The organism is Micromonospora sp. NPDC057141 (genome assembly GCF_042670805.1).
In the GTDB taxonomy this organism is placed as follows: domain Bacteria; phylum Actinomycetota; class Actinomycetes; order Mycobacteriales; family Micromonosporaceae; genus Micromonospora.
Map to the genome: position 1 here is coordinate 14,612 of NZ_JBHUVA010000003.1, position 16,888 is coordinate 31,499.

Genomic DNA, 16,888 nt, shown 5'->3' on the forward strand with positions numbered 1-16,888 from the left:
CCATGCAGACCGTCCGGCGTAGTCCGCTGCCACTGCGCCTCATCCGGGTCCGCCCCGGCGGGGTGCTGCCGATCCTGACCATTCTCGCGGTGCTGCTGGTGCTCGTCGGCATCCGGCAGCCCGACTTCCTCGACCCGCCGTCGTTGATGTCGTTCCTCGGCCGTTCCGCGCCGATCATCCTGCTCGCCGCCGGCCAGTACTTCGTGATCGTCTGCGGCGAGTTCGATCTCTCCGTCGGCTCGCTGGTCACCGCGCAGGTGGTCGTCGCCGCCCGGCTGATCGACAGTGACCCGACCCGCACCTGGCCGGTGGTGCTGCTCCTGCTCGCCTTCGGGGCAGCGGTCGGGGTGGTCAACGGCCTGATCACGACGCGACTGCGGGTGCCGTCGTTCATCACCACCCTCGGCATGTTCCTGATCCTCGTCGGGGCGGTGTACCTGTGGTCCGACGGCTCTCCGAAGGGCGGGCTCTCCGAGGAGTTCCGGCGGTTCGGCCGGCGGGCCGTCGAGGACGTGCCGCTGCTCGGCCGCGTGCCGTACGCCCTGCTGGTCCTGCTGGCCGTCGCGGCCCTTGCCGTGCTGCTGGCGCGGTCCGACTTCGGCCGGACGCTGGTCGCCGTCGGCGACAATCCGCGTACCGCGGAACTGAGCGGGGTACGCGTCTGGCGTACCCGGACCATCGCCTTCATCCTCAGCGGGCTCGCGGCGGCCGTGGCGGCGATCCTCCTGGGCGGCTACAGCGGGGTGTCGTTCCAGGCCGGTGCGGGCCTGGAGTTCGGTGCGATCACCGCAGTCGTCCTCGGCGGCGTCGCGTTGGGCGGGGGTCGCGGCTCGGTCGTCGGCGCGATGCTCGGCGCGCTGACCCTCGAACTGCTGTTCGCCCTCATGAATTTCTACGGCGTCTCCGGCGCCCTCAGGTCGACCGTCCAGGGCGCGATCATTCTGCTCGCCGTGGCGGTCTCGGCAACGCGTTCCTCAGCGAGATAACGAGACAAGGGGAAACCATAGTGCGACGTTCCATGGCGGCGCTGGCCGCCGTCACCCTGCTGGCACTCACCGCCTGCGCCACCGACGAGCCCGCCGCGGGCCCCTCCGGCAGCGCCTCCGCCGCCGGATCGGGCACCGGGGAGCAGTCGAAGTTCTTCGTGCAGGCCGACTACGACGCCGAGCTCACGCTGCTCGACGCGGCCCCGACCGGCCCTGCGGACAAGCCATGGGAACAGGTGCTGAACCCGACGATGGTGGACACCGCCAAGTTCAAGAAGAGCGGTCCGCACAAGATCTGCTTCTCGAACGCGGCGCTGAACAACCCGTGGCGGCAGGTCGGGTTCAAGACCATGCAGGCCGAGGTCGAGGCACAGCGCAGCCGCATCTCGGAGTTCGTGCACGTCGACGCCGAAGGCAAGGACCAGAAGCAGATCGCGGACATCAACGACCTGCTCGGCAAGAGCTGCGACGCCCTCATCGTCTCGCCGAACACCACCGCCACGCTCACCCCGGCCGTCGAGGCGGCCTGCAAGGCAGGGCTGCCGGTCGTCGTCTTCGACCGTGGCGTCGACACGAAGTGCCCGGTGACGTTCATCAACCCCATCGGCGGTTACGGCTTCGGCCACGTCGGAGCCGAGTTCGTCAGCCAGCGGATGAAGCCCGGCGGGAAGGTCCTCGCCCTGCGGATCCTGCCCGGCGTCGACGTCCTGGAGACCCGCTGGTCGGCGGCGAAGGTCGCGTTCGACAAGGCGAAGGTGGACGTCGTGGGTGTCGAGTTCACCGACGGCGACCCGGCCAAGACCAAGAAGATCGTCGACGACTACATCCAGCGGTACGGCACCATCGACGGCGTCTGGATGGACGCCGGAGCGGTCGCCGTCGCGGCGGTCGAGGCGTTCCAGGACGCGGGCAAGCCCGTGCCACCGATCAACGGCGAGGACCAGCTCGACTTCCTGAAGATCTGGAAGGACAAGAACCTCACGGCGATCGCGCCGACCTACCCGACCTACCAGTGGCGCACGCCGATCATCGCCGCGTTGCGGATTCTCGACGGCCAGCAGGTGTCCAACCCCTGGAAGCTGCCACAGCCGACCATCACCCAGGACAACCTGGACCGGTACCTCGATGCGAACATGCCGCCGCTGCACTACGCGATGTGCGGCTGTACCGACCTGCCCGGCTATCCCCAGCGCTGGAAGTAGGTTGCGGTGTACGCCGTCGGTGTCAACCCCTGGGTGTGGACCTCGCCCGTCGACGACCGAGCCCTCGCCGAGCTGATCCCGCGGATCGCCTCGTACGGCTTCGACGCGGTCGAGCTGCCGATCGAGCAGCCTGGCGACTGGGATCCGGTCCGCACCCGGGACCTGCTGGCCGCGCACGGCCTCGTCGCGGCCGGCGTCTGCGCGGTCACCCCACCGGGGCGGGACCTGGTGAACGCCCCTGCGGCCGTCGTGGAGTCGACCGTCGGGTATCTCCTGGGGTGTGTGGCGAGCGCGGCGGCCGTGGGTGCACCGTGCGTCGGCGGCCCCGTGTATGCCGCGGTCGGCCGCACCTGGCGGATGTCGCCGGCGGCTCGGGCGGCCTGTTACGCGGATTTCCGGCGGGCCCTGGCGCCGGTGGCGGAGCAGGCCGGCGAGCAGGGCGTGGGCATCGGTGTCGAGGCGCTGAACCGCTATGAGACGAGCGTCGTCAACACCATCGAGCAGACGGTCGAGCTGATCGACGGACTGCCGCCGAACGTCGGCATCATGATCGACACCTATCACATGAACATCGAGGAGGCCGATCCGTACGCGGCACTGTCCGTCGCCGGCCGGCACATCAAGCACGTCCAGGTCAGCGGCACCAACCGGGGCGCACCCGGTGCCGACCACTTCGACTGGCCGCGTTTCTTCGCCGTCCTGCGGGACACCGGCTACCGGGGCGCGGTCTGCATCGAGTCGTTCACGGCAGAGAACGAGACCATCGCCACCGCTGCGGCGATCTGGCGTCCGCTCGCCCCCTCGCAGGACCGTCTCGCCACGGACGGCCTGCGCTATCTGCGGGAGGTCATCGCCGAATAGTGCCTTGCTGGGTTGGGACGAGTTGTCGCAGAGGAGGCAGAACCCGAACCAGGTCGATGAGCGGAACCCAGGAGGACTTCCCAGAAGTATTGGCGCCATTATCGCGTGGCCACCGTTGATGTAACGGTGGGTGATGCTTCGGGGCTGGTGGCCGCAGTGCCGGAGATCGCGCGTGTCGGTCGCGGAAGCGGCGGCCGGTTTCGTGTAGATCATGCCGATAGAGATGATGTTCATGAGCATCTCCCGCCGGGGCCTGACCCAGGCGAGGGCGAAGTAGCGCAGCCGGATGCGGTCACAGGGGGATGGTGGTGGTCGACACGGTCAGGTCCGCCAGCACGTCCGTGCGGATCTCCACTCCGATGCCCGGGCCGGTGGGGACACGCAGGGTTCCGTCCTCCAGCGTGAAGGCGGGGGTGAGGTCCTGCGCGAAGTACCGGTTCGACGCGGACGTGTCCCCGGGGAGCACGAAGTTGGGCAGTGCCGCCAGGGCCACGTTGGGGCCGCGACCGATGCCGCACTCGAGCATCCCGCCACACCACACCGGTACGCCGTTCGCCTCGGCGACGTCGTGGACGCGCCGCGCCACTTCCTCGCCATGAACGTCACCGCCGCCCCGTTCACCGACGTCGGCGTGCGGCAGGCGGTCGGCTCCGTGATCAACACCGAGGAACTCGCCAAGAGCCTCTACAAGGGGCGGGCCCAGGCGCTCAACCAGCCGGCGTTCCCGCAGATGTTCGGCTACCAGAAGCAGGCCGCCGGCTTCAGCTTCGCTCCGCAGCCGGCCGCGGCGACCCTGAAGTCGGTCGGTGTCCCGGTGACGGTCGACATCAAGCAGTCCGACCTGACGCTGGCCCAGGCCGTGGTGGGGCAACTGACCTCGGCCGGCCTCAAGGTCAAGCTCCAGCCGCTCGAGGACGAGGCCTTCAACCAGGCCATCTCCACCGGCCGCAGCCAGGCGTACCTGGGTTCCTGGGGGGTGGCCGAGGGCGACCTCGACGCCATCGTCGGCCGGCACTTCTGGAGCCAGCGCGGTGACGACAGCCGCTACACGAACTACGAGAGCGCGGCGCTGGACGCGCTGATCGAGCACGCTCGCGGCACCGCCGACCAGCCCACCCGGCTGGCGGACTACGCGAAGGTCATCGACCTTCTGGTGCGCGACGCGCCGTGGCGGCCCCTGGTGACCCCGGACGAGATGTACGGCGTGTCCAGTTCGCTCCAGGGCTGGGAGCCGTCCCCCACCGGGATCTACCACCTCACCGAGGCGTACGTGGCGGGGTGACCTGTCGCCGACCGGGCCCGCGCCGACGGGCCGGGCCCGGTCGGCACTCCCGGGGGCGTCCCGGCTCCGGGCTCACCGTAGGTCCCGCGTCAGTCCCCCGGCGCGACGAGACATCTGTTTGGAGGTGTCATGCTCCGACTTCTCTTCAACCGTCTGCTGCAGACAGCGTTCGTGCTCCTCATCGTCTCCGTGATCGTCTTCCTGCTGTTGCACCTGGCGCCGGGTGACCCGGTCGACCTACTGTTCGGTGAGCAGAACGTCAGCGCCGAGCAGAAGGAGGAAGTGCGCCGCAACCTCGGTCTGGACCGGCCACTGCTGCTGCAGTACCTGCACTTCCTGGGCTCGGCCGTCACCGGCGACCTCGGTAACTCGATCTTCCGCGGGGCCAGCGTCCTGTCGCTCATCAAACCGGCGCTGTTCGCGACGATCGAGCTGACCGTGGGCGCGGTGCTGGTCGCGACCATCGTCGGGGTGCCGATCGCGGTCGTGTCAGCCCTGCGGCAGAACAGTTTCGTGGACCGGGCGGGCAGCGCCATCGCGTTGTTCGGCATCTCGATGCCGAGTTTCTGGCTCGGCATCATGCTCATCCTGCTCTTCTCGGTGAAACTGGGCGTACTGCCGACCGGATCCCAGCTCGACCTCGGGGTCGACGTGCCGCACCTTACCGGTTTCGTCGTGCTGGACAGCCTGCTCAGCGGCGACCCGGCCGCCTTCGGTTCCGCCCTGCGGCATGTGGCGCTACCGAGCGTGACGCTCGGTACGGCGCTGGCGGCCACCGTCGTGCGGGTGTTGCGCGCCGGTCTGATCGAGGCGAAGAACCAGGACTTCATCGACGCGGTACGGGCCCGTGGCGTCAGCCACCTGACCGTGATCCGGCACATGCTCCGCAACGCGCTACCGCCCACCGTCATCATGATGGGAGTCAAGATCGGTTCGCTGCTCGGCGGAGCGATCGTGGTGGAGACCATCTTCTCCTGGCCGGGTCTGGGACGGCTCATCGTCGAGGCGATCCGAGCCCGCGACTACCCGTTGGTGCAGGGCGGTGTCCTGCTGATGGCCGTGCTGTTCGTGCTGGTCAACCTCTGCGCCGACATCCTCCACGGGGTCCTCGACCCCCGGATCCGGCAGGGCAGGAGGAGCCGGGCATGAAAACTCTCGCGCACGTGCTGCGTACGGGACTGCTGCGCGGTTGGTCCACCCGCGTCGCGGTGCTCGTGTCCATGCTCTTCGTCGTGGTGGGGATAGTGGCGCCACTGCTGGTGCCACAGGACCCGAACGCCCAGGACCTCGGGGCGAGGCTGCTTCCTCCGCTGTCCGACGGGCACCTCCTCGGCACTGACCTGCTGGGCCGCGACGTGCTGTCCCGGCTCATCATGGGCACCCGGGTCGCCCTGATCGTCGCACTGGTCGCGGTGACCGTGTCGGTGCTGATCGGGGTCGTGGTCGGTCTGGTCAGCGGATACTACGGCGGTTGGGTCGACTCGCTGCTGATGCGGATCATCGACGCGTGGCTGGCGTTTCCGTTCCTCCTGCTGGCCATCGCCATCGTGGCGATCCTCGGTCCCGGCCTCCGCAACGTGATCATCGCGCTGATAGCCAGCGGCTGGGTGCTCTACGTCCGCCTGGTTCGCGGTGAGACGCTGTCCCTGCGGGAGCGGGAATTCGTCGCCTCGGCACGGATGCTCGGCGTCGGAACCGTGGCGATCATGGTCAAGCACATCCTGCCGAACATCTTCGCGCCGATCATGGTGGTGGCCACACTGGAGATCGGCGTGGTGATCGTGACCGAGGCCTCGCTCTCCTTCCTGGGACTGGGCGTCGACGCGGCCCAACCCACCTGGGGGGCGATGCTTGCCGACGGCAAAGCGTACGTCGCGACGGCCTGGTGGCTGGCACTGTTGCCCGGCCTGATGATCTTCCTGATCGCCCTGGCCGTGAACATCGTCGGAGACGCCCTGCGTGATCTGCTCGACCCGAGAACCAAGTCGTCGGCCCGGTCGGTCGATCCCGAACTCGCCCAACGCGTCGGCGTGACCGGCGATGCCAGAAGGAGTGCGCCGTGAGCCGGACGTCAACCTGGAGACGACTGCTCGAGATCGAGCCGCTGCTCGCGGACGAGGAGATCGCCATCCGAGACACCGTGCGGCAGGTCGCCGAGAATCGGATTCGGCCCCACGTCGCGCAGTGGTTCGAGTCCGCCACCATTCCGGCGCGTGAACTGGCCCGGGAACTCGGTGCCCTCGGCGTGCTCGGCATGCACCTGGAGGGGTACGGGTGTGCGGGCCTGTCGGCCACGGCATACGGACTCGCCTGCCTGGAACTCGAGGCCGCCGACTCCGGGGTCCGCAGCCTGGTCTCGGTTCAGGGGTCCCTGGCGATGTTCGCCATTCACCGGTACGGCAGCGAGGAGCAGAAGACGCAGTGGCTGCCCCGGATGGCCGCTGGCGAGGCGATCGGCTGTTTCGGTCTCACCGAGTCGGACTTCGGCTCCGACCCGGGCGGGATGCGAACCCGGGCCCGGAGGGACGGCCGGGACTGGGTGCTGAACGGCACCAAGATGTGGATCACCAACGGCTCGATCGCCGACGTCGCCATCGTCTGGGCACGGACCGAACAGGGGATACGCGGATTCGTCGTGCCGACCGCCACGCCCGGCTTCAGCACGTCGGAGATCACCGGCAAGCTGTCGCTGCGGGCATCGGTGACCTCCGAGCTGGTGCTCGACGACGTCCGGCTGCCGGAGTCGGCGATGCTTCCCGGCGCGCGCGGTCTGTCCGGGCCCCTGGGATGCCTGAACGAGGCCCGCTTCGGCATCGTCTTCGGCGCACTCGGCGCTGCCCGCGAGTGCCTGGAGACCGCCACCATGTACGCGAGCACCCGGCTGGTCTTCGGCCGGGCGCTGGCGGGATACCAACTGACCCAGGCCAAGTTGGCCGACATGGCGGTCGAACTGGTGAAGGGGCATCTCCTCGCGCTGCATCTCGCCCGGCTCAAGGAAGCCGGTCGGTTGCGAGCGGAGCAGATCAGCGTCGGCAAGTTGAACAACGTTCGAGAGGCGCTCACGATCGCCCGTGAGTGTCGCAGCATCCTGGGTGCCAACGGCATCACCCTGGAGTATCCGGTGCTCCGGCACGCGGCCAACCTGGAGTCCGTGCTCACCTACGAAGGCACCTCCGAGGTGCACCAACTGGTCATCGGCCAGGCACTCACCGGTGAGGCGGCCTTCCGGTGACCGGACCCGACGCCCTCGGCGGGCTCTTGATCGCCGACTTCGGCCGGGTCCTGGCCGGACCGTACGCCACGATGCTCCTGGCCGACCTCGGCGCCGAGGTCGTCAAGATCGAACGGCCGGGGCGGGGGGACGACACCCGAGCCTGGGGTCCGCCATGGGACGAGGCCGGCAACGCCACGTACTTCCTGGCCGTCAACCGGAACAAGCGCTCGGTGACCCTGGACCTGCGCACCCCGGAGGGCCGGGCCGGGGTGGAAGGCCTGGTGGCCCGCGCGGACGTGGTGGTGGAGAACTTCCTCCCCGGCACGATGGACCGGCTGGGGCTCGGGTACGACGACGTGCGGCGCGCCAAGCCCGACGTGGTCTACTGCTCCATCACCGGTTTCGGTCGGCAGAGCACGTTGCCGGGTTACGACCTGCTGGTCCAGGCCGTCGGCGGGCTGATGAGCGTCACCGGCCCCGACCCCGCCCAGCCGGTCAAGGCCGGGGTCGCCGTCGTCGATGTCGTCACCGGCCTGCATGCGGCCATCGGGATCCTCGCCGCCCTGCGCTACCGAGACCGGACCGGGCAGGGCCAACGGGTGGAGGTCAACCTGCTGTCCTCGCTGCTGTCGTCGCTGGTCAACCAGGCCTCGGGCTACCTCGCCACAGGTGCCGTTCCCCACGCCATCGGCAACCGCCATCCGAGCATCGCGCCGTACGAGACCTTCGCCACCGCGGATCGGCCGATGGTGGTCGCGGTGGGCAACGACCGCCAGTTCCGGGCGCTGGCCACGACCCTGGGTACGCCCTGGTTGGCGGACGACGCGCGGTTCCGGACGAACGCTGCCCGGGTCGCCCACCGGGAACTCCTCCACCAGGAGCTGAGTCGGCAACTCGAGCCGCGTACCGCAGACGACTGGTCCGGCCTGCTCAGCGCGGTCGGGGTGCCGTGTGGTCCGGTCAACGATCTCGCGGGGGCCTTCGCGTTGGCGGACCGGCTCGGCCTCGACCCGGTGGTGGAGATCCCTGACCAGGAACAGGGCACGGCGTCCCGCCAGGTGGCCCATCCGATTCGGTTGAGCGCATCGCCACCGCGATACCGGAGCGGCCCACCACGGCTCGGCGAGCTGTCTCCCGGTGCGCTCGCCGGTGCGCGGGCTACGCCGGGCCGCTGACATAGCTGTCGCCGGATCATCTGGCTCCTGTGGTCCACGGTGGTCTTCCGTTCGTCCTCAGAAATTCCTCAGACAATCGAAAAGTATCGGCGCGGCGATTCCCGCAGGATTTGCGCGGGTCCGGACCGGCGGACCCGCATGCCGAGGGAGAGAACGTCGCAGTGACTACCGCCCAGGCTCCCGCCACCGATGCCGTCGGCGTGGGTGGCGGCGTACAGCAGGGACAATTCCCGCACGCCCTGAGGCGGGGTGGCCAGATGTCCGTCGGGGGCAGCCGCGGCGGATCGCCGCGTGAGGCGGCCACGGCCCGGGTCTGCAGGCAGGCCCGGAATCCGGAGGCGGCACGCCTCCCGGGCCGCGCGCCGACCGCCGAGCAGAACTATGCGGACATGGTGGCCTGCCACGGCGAGCCGGTGCGGGCGTACGTTGCCCGGCTGACCGGGAACCGGAACATCGCCGACGACGTGTACCAGGAGACGCTGCTGCGGGCGTGGCGGAACCGGCAGGTTCTGTTCGGGCGGGAGGGCTCGGTTCGCAGCTGGTTGTACACGGTCGCGCACAACGTCGCTGTCGACGTGCTGCGGGGACGACGGGCATACCCGGTGGCCGAGGACACGTGGGCCGTCCTGCAACGCCCGGTGCAGGATCACGCCGACGCGGTCGTGGCCACCGCCTACCTGATGCCCGCGCTGCGTCGGCTCACCGTCGAGCACCGCGACGTGATCTTCGAGCTCTACTTCCGCCGCAGCACGGTGACCGAGGCGGCCAAGTCCATCGGCATCCCGCCTGGAACAGTCAAGTCGCGCGCCCACTACGCGATCAGGGCGCTGCGCGCCGAACTGGTGCCACTGATGCCGGAGTTCGGCTCCGCACCGTCGACCCGTTCGGAGGATATCCCGTGAGCAGGCGGCACACCTCCGGGTTCGCCATTCTGGGCATGGCCGGGGACCCGACCCCGGGAGATCCGGATCAGATCGACCAACTGGCTCGCCTCTACGAGGAGATCCGGGATGACGCCCAGACCGGCGTACGGGTCCTGGGCCGTGGCGGTTCGCTGTCGCAGGCGCGCGGTGAGTCCATGGAGAAACTCCGCGACATGCTCGACAAGCTGCCGCGAAAGCTGCAACAGACGGTGGACTCGTTCGACGCGGCGGCGCAGGCGTACCGGACGTATGCCCGGGCGCTGCGTGACCAGCAGACGCGGATCGACACGGCGATGGATCAGGCCACCGCCGCCGTGGGTGTCGCCCGGCGTACGGCGCCGCAGTCGCCGGCAGCCGCCACGCCCGCGGAGATCGCGGAGGTGCAGGCGCAGGCCGATGAGATCGCCGGGGCGCGCGCTGAACTCTCGGCGGCCCAGCGGCTCGCCGCGGACGCCCGCCGGCTGCGGGAGGTGGCCTCCGCGCGATGTAACCAGGCGCTCGACGACGCCGCCTCGAAAGCGATCAAACCGCCGCCCCGGCGAAGGTTCTTCCAACGCATCGGCGACTTCTTCCGGAACAATCCGATCTTCCGGCTGATCATCGACATCGCGATCGCGATCGTAGGGGTGGTTCTGCCCGTGGTCGGCATCGTGCTCGCCCTGGTGGCGGTCGTGGTCACGGCGGCGGTCCAGGCTGCGAACGGCAACTTCGAACTGGGCACCCTTCTGGTGGGCCTGGTGACTCTCGTCCCCGGCGCGAAGCTGATCGGCTCGTTCACGCGTGGCGCGAAGAGTGTGGCACCCGGGCTGGTCGCGACTGCTCGCAGCGGCGCCAAGGCTTTCGGTGAGATCGGCAAGAACAACAAACTGATCACCGGGGTCCTCACGGCCGGTGGACGGGGCGGCGCCTTCGGCAGGCAGGTGGTGACGGACTTCAGCAAGGGCGTCGTCGAGGAGGTCGCCACCGTCGGACTCAACAAGCTCGGCAACAAGGACAGCGCGGGCTTCAACGCCGCCTCGATCTTCGGCGGCGCGGCGGCGGGCGCGGCGGCCGGCGGTGTCGTCGACGGGTTTCAGAAAGGTGTTTCCCGCGGTGCGGACTTCGACGTGCCGTCGGGCGGCGGCGACGTCCCGGCTGGGGGCAGGACGTCGGGCGACACCGGTGTTTCTGCTGGTGACGGACCATCCAGTAGTGACGGACCATCCAGTGGGGGCGCACCATCCAGCGGGGGCGAGGCGTCCGCTGGCGGTGGCACGTCCGGTAACGGTGCGCCGGGCGGTGGCACCGCGTCCGCCGACGCTCCACCCCCCGCCGACGCTCCACCTCCCACGGACGCTCCACCTCCCACGGCCGCCGCTCCGGTAGCAGGCCCCGCCAGCAACGATCCTGCTGTCGGCGCCGCGCCGACCGCTCCGGGGGCCGGTGGTGTTCCGGCTACCCCAGGTGCCGGGGCGGGAACCGGTGCCCCGGCCAACACTCCGGAGCCGAAGCCGGATGGGACCGGGATCCCAGCGGGAGGTGACCCGGCTGCGGTCGGCTCCGATGCGGACACCGGGACCTCGTCACCGGACGGCAGCGGCCCGGCCGGAGGCGCAGTCCCCGGCGAAGCACAGGCCGTGGTGGATTCGGGGAATGGTTCCCAGGAGCCCGTGGGCCGTGCGGACGGCGGCACGGCCGGCTCCACGCCCGGCCCCGCGCCGACGACCGGGGGAGGTGCCGGGGGCACGGCACAGGAGGGGCCTACCACCGCAGACCCGGCCCGGGCCGATTCGGTGCCGGCCGACTCGACAGCGGTCGATCCGGCACCGGTCGACTCGATTCCGGCCGGATCTGGGCCGGAAGGGTCGACACCGGACGGCGTCGCGCCCGAGGCCCCGTCCGGGCCGACCGGACAGCAGAGCCCGGAGCCGGCTGCGCCGCCGTCGGGTGGCGCTGGCCGGGAGTCCGCGAGCGTGTCCGGCACCGGTCGCGAGACCGTGAACGCGGAGCCGCCGCCGACCGCGACGCCCGCTGCCCCCGGCGCCGGTGGTGCGCCGGCCGTACCCCCGGCGGGTGCGGGCGGTGGGACGACGTCCGGTCCGGGCGGATCGCGGCCGCGATCGGAGTCCGATGCCGGAGCCGGACAGGACCCCGGTCCGCAGGCGGCAGGGCCGCCGTCCCCTGCCGGTGACACCCCCGACGCCCGGAACGTCGATACGGAGCCGGACGCCGACGACGACATCGAGAAGCGTGCGGCCAACGCTGTGCAGGAAACCGTCTCCGACATAGCGGGCCACGCCGCCTCGACCGCCATCGAGAACCGGCAGGACGAGAACGAGGACGGCGAGCATGCACTGGCCGACGCCACGGTCCAGGTTGGTGCCGCATCCGCATCCGCACCCGCGACGGCCGCGGACGACAGCACCGGGTTCACCAAGAGATTCCGCAGGTAGCGACTTCGCCGGTCGAGGGCCGGCGAACACTCAGAGAGAGCAAGGAGTATCACCATGCCCGATTTCGTGGTCAACAGTGACGAGACAGCCCAGACTTCGGCGGCGCTGCTGAACGACTTCACCCAGCTGCAGGACAAACTGGTCGAGGTGCGAGGCAAGGTGCAGAACCTGCTCGCCCAGGGCTATCGCACCCCAGCGGCACAGCAGAAGTTCCAACCCTTCTTCGACGAGTTCGCCAAGGGCTTCGACCAGGTGAACCAGGGCCTGCAGGGGATCGGCAACTACGTCCGTTCCGTCGGGGAGGCGTTCGCCTCCACCGACCAGGATCTCGGCTCGCGCCTCGGCTGACCGCAACGGCGGCAGACCCCTCGGACACGCCCGGAGCACATCCGCACCGGGCGTGTCCGCTGTTGACGAAAGGAGGAGGATCGAAGTGCGTCTCAATGTCAGTGTGCTGTCCGACGCCTCGCCGGCTGCGGAGCCGCTGGTGGTGGAGGCAGAGCCGGGTACCTCGGTGGGTGCGTTCACCGCCGAGCTGGCCGGTGCCGTCGGCGGGCGTCCGGGCACGCTCTTTCACGGTGTCACCCCGCTGGACCCGCGGTGGTCGCTGGCCGAGGCGAGGATCGGCGCCGGCGCCGAGCTGGGCCTCAACCGTCCGGCGCGGCCCCCGGCCGGTCGGGCCGGTGCCGTCGAGGTGCGGCTGGTGGGCGGTCCGGGCGCCGGGGGCATCGTGCTCCTGCCGCCCGGGGAGTACGAGGTGGGCAGCGCGCCCACCTGCCGGGTGCGGTTGGCCGGCGATGTGCCACCGGTCGCCGCGCGGCTGCTGGTCACCGCGGAGCGCACGGTCGAGGTGACCGCCGGGTCGGCGATGGAGATGGACGGCAAACCGCTGGACGGCACCGCCGAGTGGCCGACGGGCCGCCAGGTGGCGATCGGCGGTATCCTGCTGGAGCTGGCGACCGGGGTGCCGTTGCGGGCTCCGCTGACTCGCGCGTCGGACGGTTTCACCTGGGAGTTCAACCGCCAGCCGCGGTTCTTCCCACAGATCCCGGGCGGGCAGTTCCGGCTGCCGGTCGAGCCGACCAAGCCGGACAAGAGTCCCATCCCGCTGGTGACGCTGCTGTTGATGCCGGCGATCGGTGCCCTGGTGGGCATCCTCGCGACGGGCAACTGGCGGTTCATCTTCCTGGCGTTGATCTCGCCGCTGGGCGCGTTGCTGACCCAGTTCGGCACCAAGCGGCGCGGCAGGCAGAGCTTCGCCGAGCAGACACAGGAGTACGAGGAGAAGCTCGCCCGGGTGCGGGCCGACATCGACGAGGCCGTTCTCGAGGAGCAGCGTGCCCGGCGGTACGCCTACCCGGACCCGGCCTCCACCGGGCGGATCGCCACTCTGCCCGGCGAGCGGCTGTGGGAGCGTCGGTGGCGCGACGACGACTTCCTCGCGTTGCGGATCGGCACGTGCTCGATGCCGTCGGCGGTGCGGGTGGAGGACCCGGCGCTGGACGAACATCGTCGGATCACCGTGCCCGAGCTGGGGCAGGTTCCGGTGGCCCTCGACGTGCGCGACAGCGGCGTGGTCGGTGTGGCCGGGGACCGCCTGGCCCGCCTTGCACCCTGGCTGGTGGCCCAGGCGGCGGTCCTGCACAGCCCCGATGACCTGCGCATCTGTGTGCTGACCGAGGCCTCCGGCGAGCAGCGCTGGTCGTGGCTGCGCTGGCTGCCGCACGTCCGGCCCGACAGCGAGGAGGCGTACGTGCGGATCGGCACCAGCGCCGAGTCGGTGGCCCGGCGGATCGCCGAGCTGAACCGGGTGATCGTGGCGAGGTCCGCTGGCGACCGGCAGAACGGTGCCGAGCGGGGCGGGGCCACCGGGGAGCCGGACATCCTGGTCGTGCTCGACGGCGCGCGGCGGCTGCGGTCGATGCCCGGCGCGGTCACCCTGCTGCGTGACGGGCCCGCGGTCGGCGTCTACGTGCTCTGCCTGGAGCCGGAGGAGCGGCTGCTGCCGGAGGAGTGCCGGGCCGTGGTGGTGTCCGGTGCGGGCGGGGCTTCGCTGCGTACCGCCAAGGCGGCGCAGGTTGTCGGCATCCGTGCCGACGAACCGGACGCCGGTTGGTACGAGCGGGCGGCCCGGCGCATGGCGCCGCTGGGCGCGGCCGGTGACGGAGACGAAACGGTCCTGCCGCAGTCGGCCCGCCTGCTCGACATCCTGGACCTGGAGCCGCCGACCCCGGAGAAGATCGAGGCGGGCTGGGCGGTCCGGCCGCGGAGCACCGAGGCGGTGCTCGGCGCCGGGCTGGACGGCCGGTTCGCGATCGACCTGGTCCGGGACGGGCCGCACGCCCTGATCGCGGGCACCACCGGAGCCGGCAAGTCGGAGCTGCTGCAGACCCTGGTGGCCACGCTGGCCGTGGCGAACCGGCCGGACGAGATGACCTTCGTGCTGGTCGACTACAAGGGCGGTAGTGCCTTCGCCGAGTGCGAGCAGCTGCCGCACACCGTCGGTATGGTGACCGACCTGGACACCCACCTGGTGGAGCGGGCGCTGACCTCGCTCGGCGCGGAACTGCGCCGGCGGGAGCACGTGCTGGCCGATGCAGGTGCCTCCGACATCATCCGTTACCAGGAGCGCCGGGCCCGGGACAGGAGCGTCCCTCCGATGCCGCGGCTGGTGCTGGTGATCGACGAGTTCGCGTCGATGGTGCGGGAGCTGCCCGACTTCGTCACCGGTCTGGTCAACATCGCGCAGCGGGGTCGGTCGCTCGGCATCCATCTGGTGCTGGCGACGCAGCGTCCGTCCGGCGCGGTGACCCCGGACATCCGGGCGAACACGAACCTGCGCATCGCGCTGCGGACCACGGACCAGGGCGAGAGCCGGGACATCATCGACGCACCCGATGCCGGCGAGCTGTCGCCGCGCACGCCGGGCCGGGCGTACGCCCGCCTCGGATACGCCGCACTGCTGCCGTTCCAGGCCGGGCGTATCGGCGGCAAACGGCCGGTGCTGGGGGAGCGGGCCGACCAGGTGCGCGTCGAGGTCACCCACGTGGACTGGACCCGGCTGGGCGACCCGGTCCCGGCCCGCAGGGTGGCCCGGGCCGCGGCCGGGGGTGTGGCCGGAGGTGTGGCCGACACCGACCTGCGGGAACTGGTCGGTGCGATCGTCGCGGCGACCGAGCGAATGGGTGTGCCACGGCAACCGAGCCCGTGGCTGCCGCCGTTGGCCGAGGTGATCCAGTGGGCGGAGGTGCCGCAGCCGGCGGTCGCGGCGGTGCCGGGCGATCTGGGTGCGGTGGCGTACGGCATCGTCGACCTGCCGGCTTCGCAGAGCCGCGAGCCACTGCTGTTCGACGCAGATCGCGCCGGGCACGTCTTCTTCATCGGGTCCGGCCGCAGCGGTCGCTCGCAGGCGCTGCGTAGCCTGGCGGCCGCGCTGGCCGTCCGGCACTCCACCGCCGACGTGCACGTCTACGCGATCGACTGCGGCAATGGGGCGCTCCTGCCGCTGGCCGGCCTGCCGCACTGCGGCGCGGTGGTGGACCGGCTGCAGACCGAGCGCCTGGATCGCATGCTGACCTGGTTCAACACCGAGTTGACCCGGCGGCAGTCGCTCTTCGGCGAACAGCGGGTGGCGGACCTGGCGGAGCAGCGACGGAGCGCCCGGCCGGAGCAGCGGCTGCCGCACCTGATGCTGCTGGTGGACCGGTTCGAGGTGTTCGAACGGGACTTCGCGACCCACGACAACGGCAGCTATCTGGAGCGGCTGACCCGGCTGCTGCGCGACGGCGCCGGGGTGGGCATCCACGTCGTGCTGGCGGGCGACAAGGTGCTCGGCTCGGGCCGGTTCGCCGGCGCCACCGAGGAGAAGCTGGTGCTGCGCCTCAACGACCGCAGCGACTACTCGCTGGTGGGCCTGAACCTCAGGGACGTGCCGCCGGAGCAGGGACCGGGCCGGGCGATCCGGATCTCCGACCACGCCGAGGCGCAGATCGCCGTGCTCGGCCCGGACATCACGGGACAGGGGCAGGCGGCGGCGCTGACCGAGGGGGCCAGGCGGATCACCGACCGGGACGCCGCGGTGCCGGCGGCTGCCCGGCCACGCCGGTTCGCGGCGCTGCCCGACCTGATCGGGTACGCCGAGGTGCGCCGGATGGCGCCGGAGAAGGGCCGGGCCCTCACCGCGTTCGTCGGGGTGGGCGGCGACGAGGTGGCTCCTCTCGGGCCGGACTTCGTCGACATCCCGACCTTCGCGATCGGCGGCCCGCCACGGTCGGGTCGCAGCACCGCGCTGTTGACGGTCGCCCGTTCGCTGCTGGAGAACGGCACGGGGCTGCTGGTGGTGGCACCACGCCGCTCGCCGTTGCGGGACCTGGCCGGGCATCCGGGGGTGACCGGGGTGGTGACCGATGCCGGGGTCGCCGCGGTGGACTTCCGACAGTTGCTGAAGAGCATTCCGGAGGAGACCGGGGCGGTGGTGGTCGACGATGCCGAGTTGCTCGCCCAGTCGGACATCGACGGTGACCTGAACATGCTGGCCCGCGGCGCGGCAGGCAACGGGTGGGGCCTGGTGGTGGCAGGCAATGCGGAGGCGTTGAGCCTCGGTCTGGCCGGCTGGCTGACCCAGCTCAAGCGCAACCGGGCCGGCCTGCTGATCGGGCCGCAGAGCATCACCGACGGTGAGCTGATCGGCATGCGGATCCCACGGGGCATCGTCGGGCAGGCCGCCCAGCCGGGGCGCGCCTACCTGCACCTGGGTGACGGGGTGCTGACCGCCGTGCAGGTGCCGAAGGCGGACTGAGCACATGAGGGCCGG

General features: G+C 70.8%; 13 protein-coding genes. 12 read left to right on the forward strand and 1 reads right to left on the reverse strand.

The genetic code is table 11. The annotated features are described in order from the left end of the window. The first annotated feature begins 2 nt into the window (after window positions 1–2). From ACFT41_RS03520 to ACFT41_RS03530, 3 genes are read left to right on the forward strand one after another with little or no spacing between them, the layout of a single operon-like run. On the forward strand, window positions 3–986 hold the full coding sequence (locus ACFT41_RS03520) for an ABC transporter permease (RefSeq protein ID WP_377589006.1): 984 nt from the start codon (window positions 3–5) through the stop codon (window positions 984–986). A gap of 20 nt (window positions 987–1,006) precedes the next feature. After that, window positions 1,007–2,188, forward strand: a complete 1,182-nt coding sequence (locus tag ACFT41_RS03525) for a substrate-binding domain-containing protein (RefSeq protein WP_377589005.1) — start codon at window positions 1,007–1,009, stop codon at window positions 2,186–2,188. A 6-nt stretch (window positions 2,189–2,194) separates the two neighbouring features. Next, window positions 2,195–3,049, forward strand: coding sequence for a sugar phosphate isomerase/epimerase family protein (locus tag ACFT41_RS03530; protein ID WP_377589004.1), 855 nt, complete (start codon window positions 2,195–2,197; stop codon window positions 3,047–3,049). 292 nt (window positions 3,050–3,341) lie between these two features. Here ACFT41_RS03530 and ACFT41_RS03535 read toward each other — a convergent pair whose 3' ends face one another. Further along, window positions 3,342–3,635: an enolase C-terminal domain-like protein gene (locus tag ACFT41_RS03535; RefSeq protein ID WP_377589002.1), complete on the reverse strand. Its 294-nt coding sequence runs from the start codon at window positions 3,633–3,635 to the stop codon at window positions 3,342–3,344. Between ACFT41_RS03535 and ACFT41_RS03540 the strand changes: the two genes are divergently transcribed. The 9 genes from ACFT41_RS03540 to ACFT41_RS03580 all read left to right on the forward strand — a co-directional run bounded on the left by ACFT41_RS03540 (window position 3,618) and on the right by ACFT41_RS03580 (window position 16,873). Further along, window positions 3,618–4,331: an ABC transporter substrate-binding protein gene (locus tag ACFT41_RS03540; protein ID WP_377613727.1), complete on the forward strand. Its 714-nt coding sequence runs from the start codon at window positions 3,618–3,620 to the stop codon at window positions 4,329–4,331. The genes ACFT41_RS03535 and ACFT41_RS03540 overlap by 18 nt on opposite strands. 129 nt (window positions 4,332–4,460) lie before the next feature. Continuing rightward, window positions 4,461–5,480: an ABC transporter permease gene (locus tag ACFT41_RS03545; protein WP_377590065.1), complete on the forward strand. Its 1,020-nt coding sequence runs from the start codon at window positions 4,461–4,463 to the stop codon at window positions 5,478–5,480. Beyond that, the gene (locus ACFT41_RS03550; protein ID WP_377590067.1) at window positions 5,477–6,394 is read left to right on the forward strand and encodes an ABC transporter permease; all 918 of its coding nucleotides are present in this window, start codon (window positions 5,477–5,479) and stop codon (window positions 6,392–6,394) included. Before ACFT41_RS03545 ends, ACFT41_RS03550 begins: the two co-directional genes overlap by 4 nt. Continuing rightward, the gene (locus ACFT41_RS03555; RefSeq protein ID WP_377590068.1) at window positions 6,391–7,563 is read left to right on the forward strand and encodes an acyl-CoA dehydrogenase family protein; all 1,173 of its coding nucleotides are present in this window, start codon (window positions 6,391–6,393) and stop codon (window positions 7,561–7,563) included. Before ACFT41_RS03550 ends, ACFT41_RS03555 begins: the two co-directional genes overlap by 4 nt. Then, window positions 7,560–8,720, forward strand: coding sequence for a CaiB/BaiF CoA transferase family protein (locus tag ACFT41_RS03560; protein WP_377590070.1), 1,161 nt, complete (start codon window positions 7,560–7,562; stop codon window positions 8,718–8,720). Before ACFT41_RS03555 ends, ACFT41_RS03560 begins: the two co-directional genes overlap by 4 nt. Window positions 8,721–8,977: 257 nt before the next feature. Further along, complete coding sequence (locus ACFT41_RS03565; RefSeq protein WP_377590071.1) at window positions 8,978–9,622, forward strand: sigma-70 family RNA polymerase sigma factor; 645 nt, start codon at window positions 8,978–8,980, stop codon at window positions 9,620–9,622. A gap of 35 nt (window positions 9,623–9,657) precedes the next feature. Then, the gene (locus tag ACFT41_RS03570; protein WP_377613728.1) at window positions 9,658–12,075 is read left to right on the forward strand and encodes a hypothetical protein; all 2,418 of its coding nucleotides are present in this window, start codon (window positions 9,658–9,660) and stop codon (window positions 12,073–12,075) included. A 54-nt stretch (window positions 12,076–12,129) separates the two neighbouring features. Further along, window positions 12,130–12,423 (forward strand): WXG100 family type VII secretion target, encoded by a 294-nt coding sequence (locus ACFT41_RS03575; RefSeq protein ID WP_377590284.1) that lies wholly within the window; start codon window positions 12,130–12,132, stop codon window positions 12,421–12,423. A gap of 85 nt (window positions 12,424–12,508) precedes the next feature. Then, entirely contained in the window at window positions 12,509–16,873 is a 4,365-nt protein-coding gene (locus ACFT41_RS03580; RefSeq protein ID WP_377590286.1) for an FtsK/SpoIIIE domain-containing protein, read from the forward strand. Window positions 16,874–16,888 lie beyond the last annotated feature (15 nt).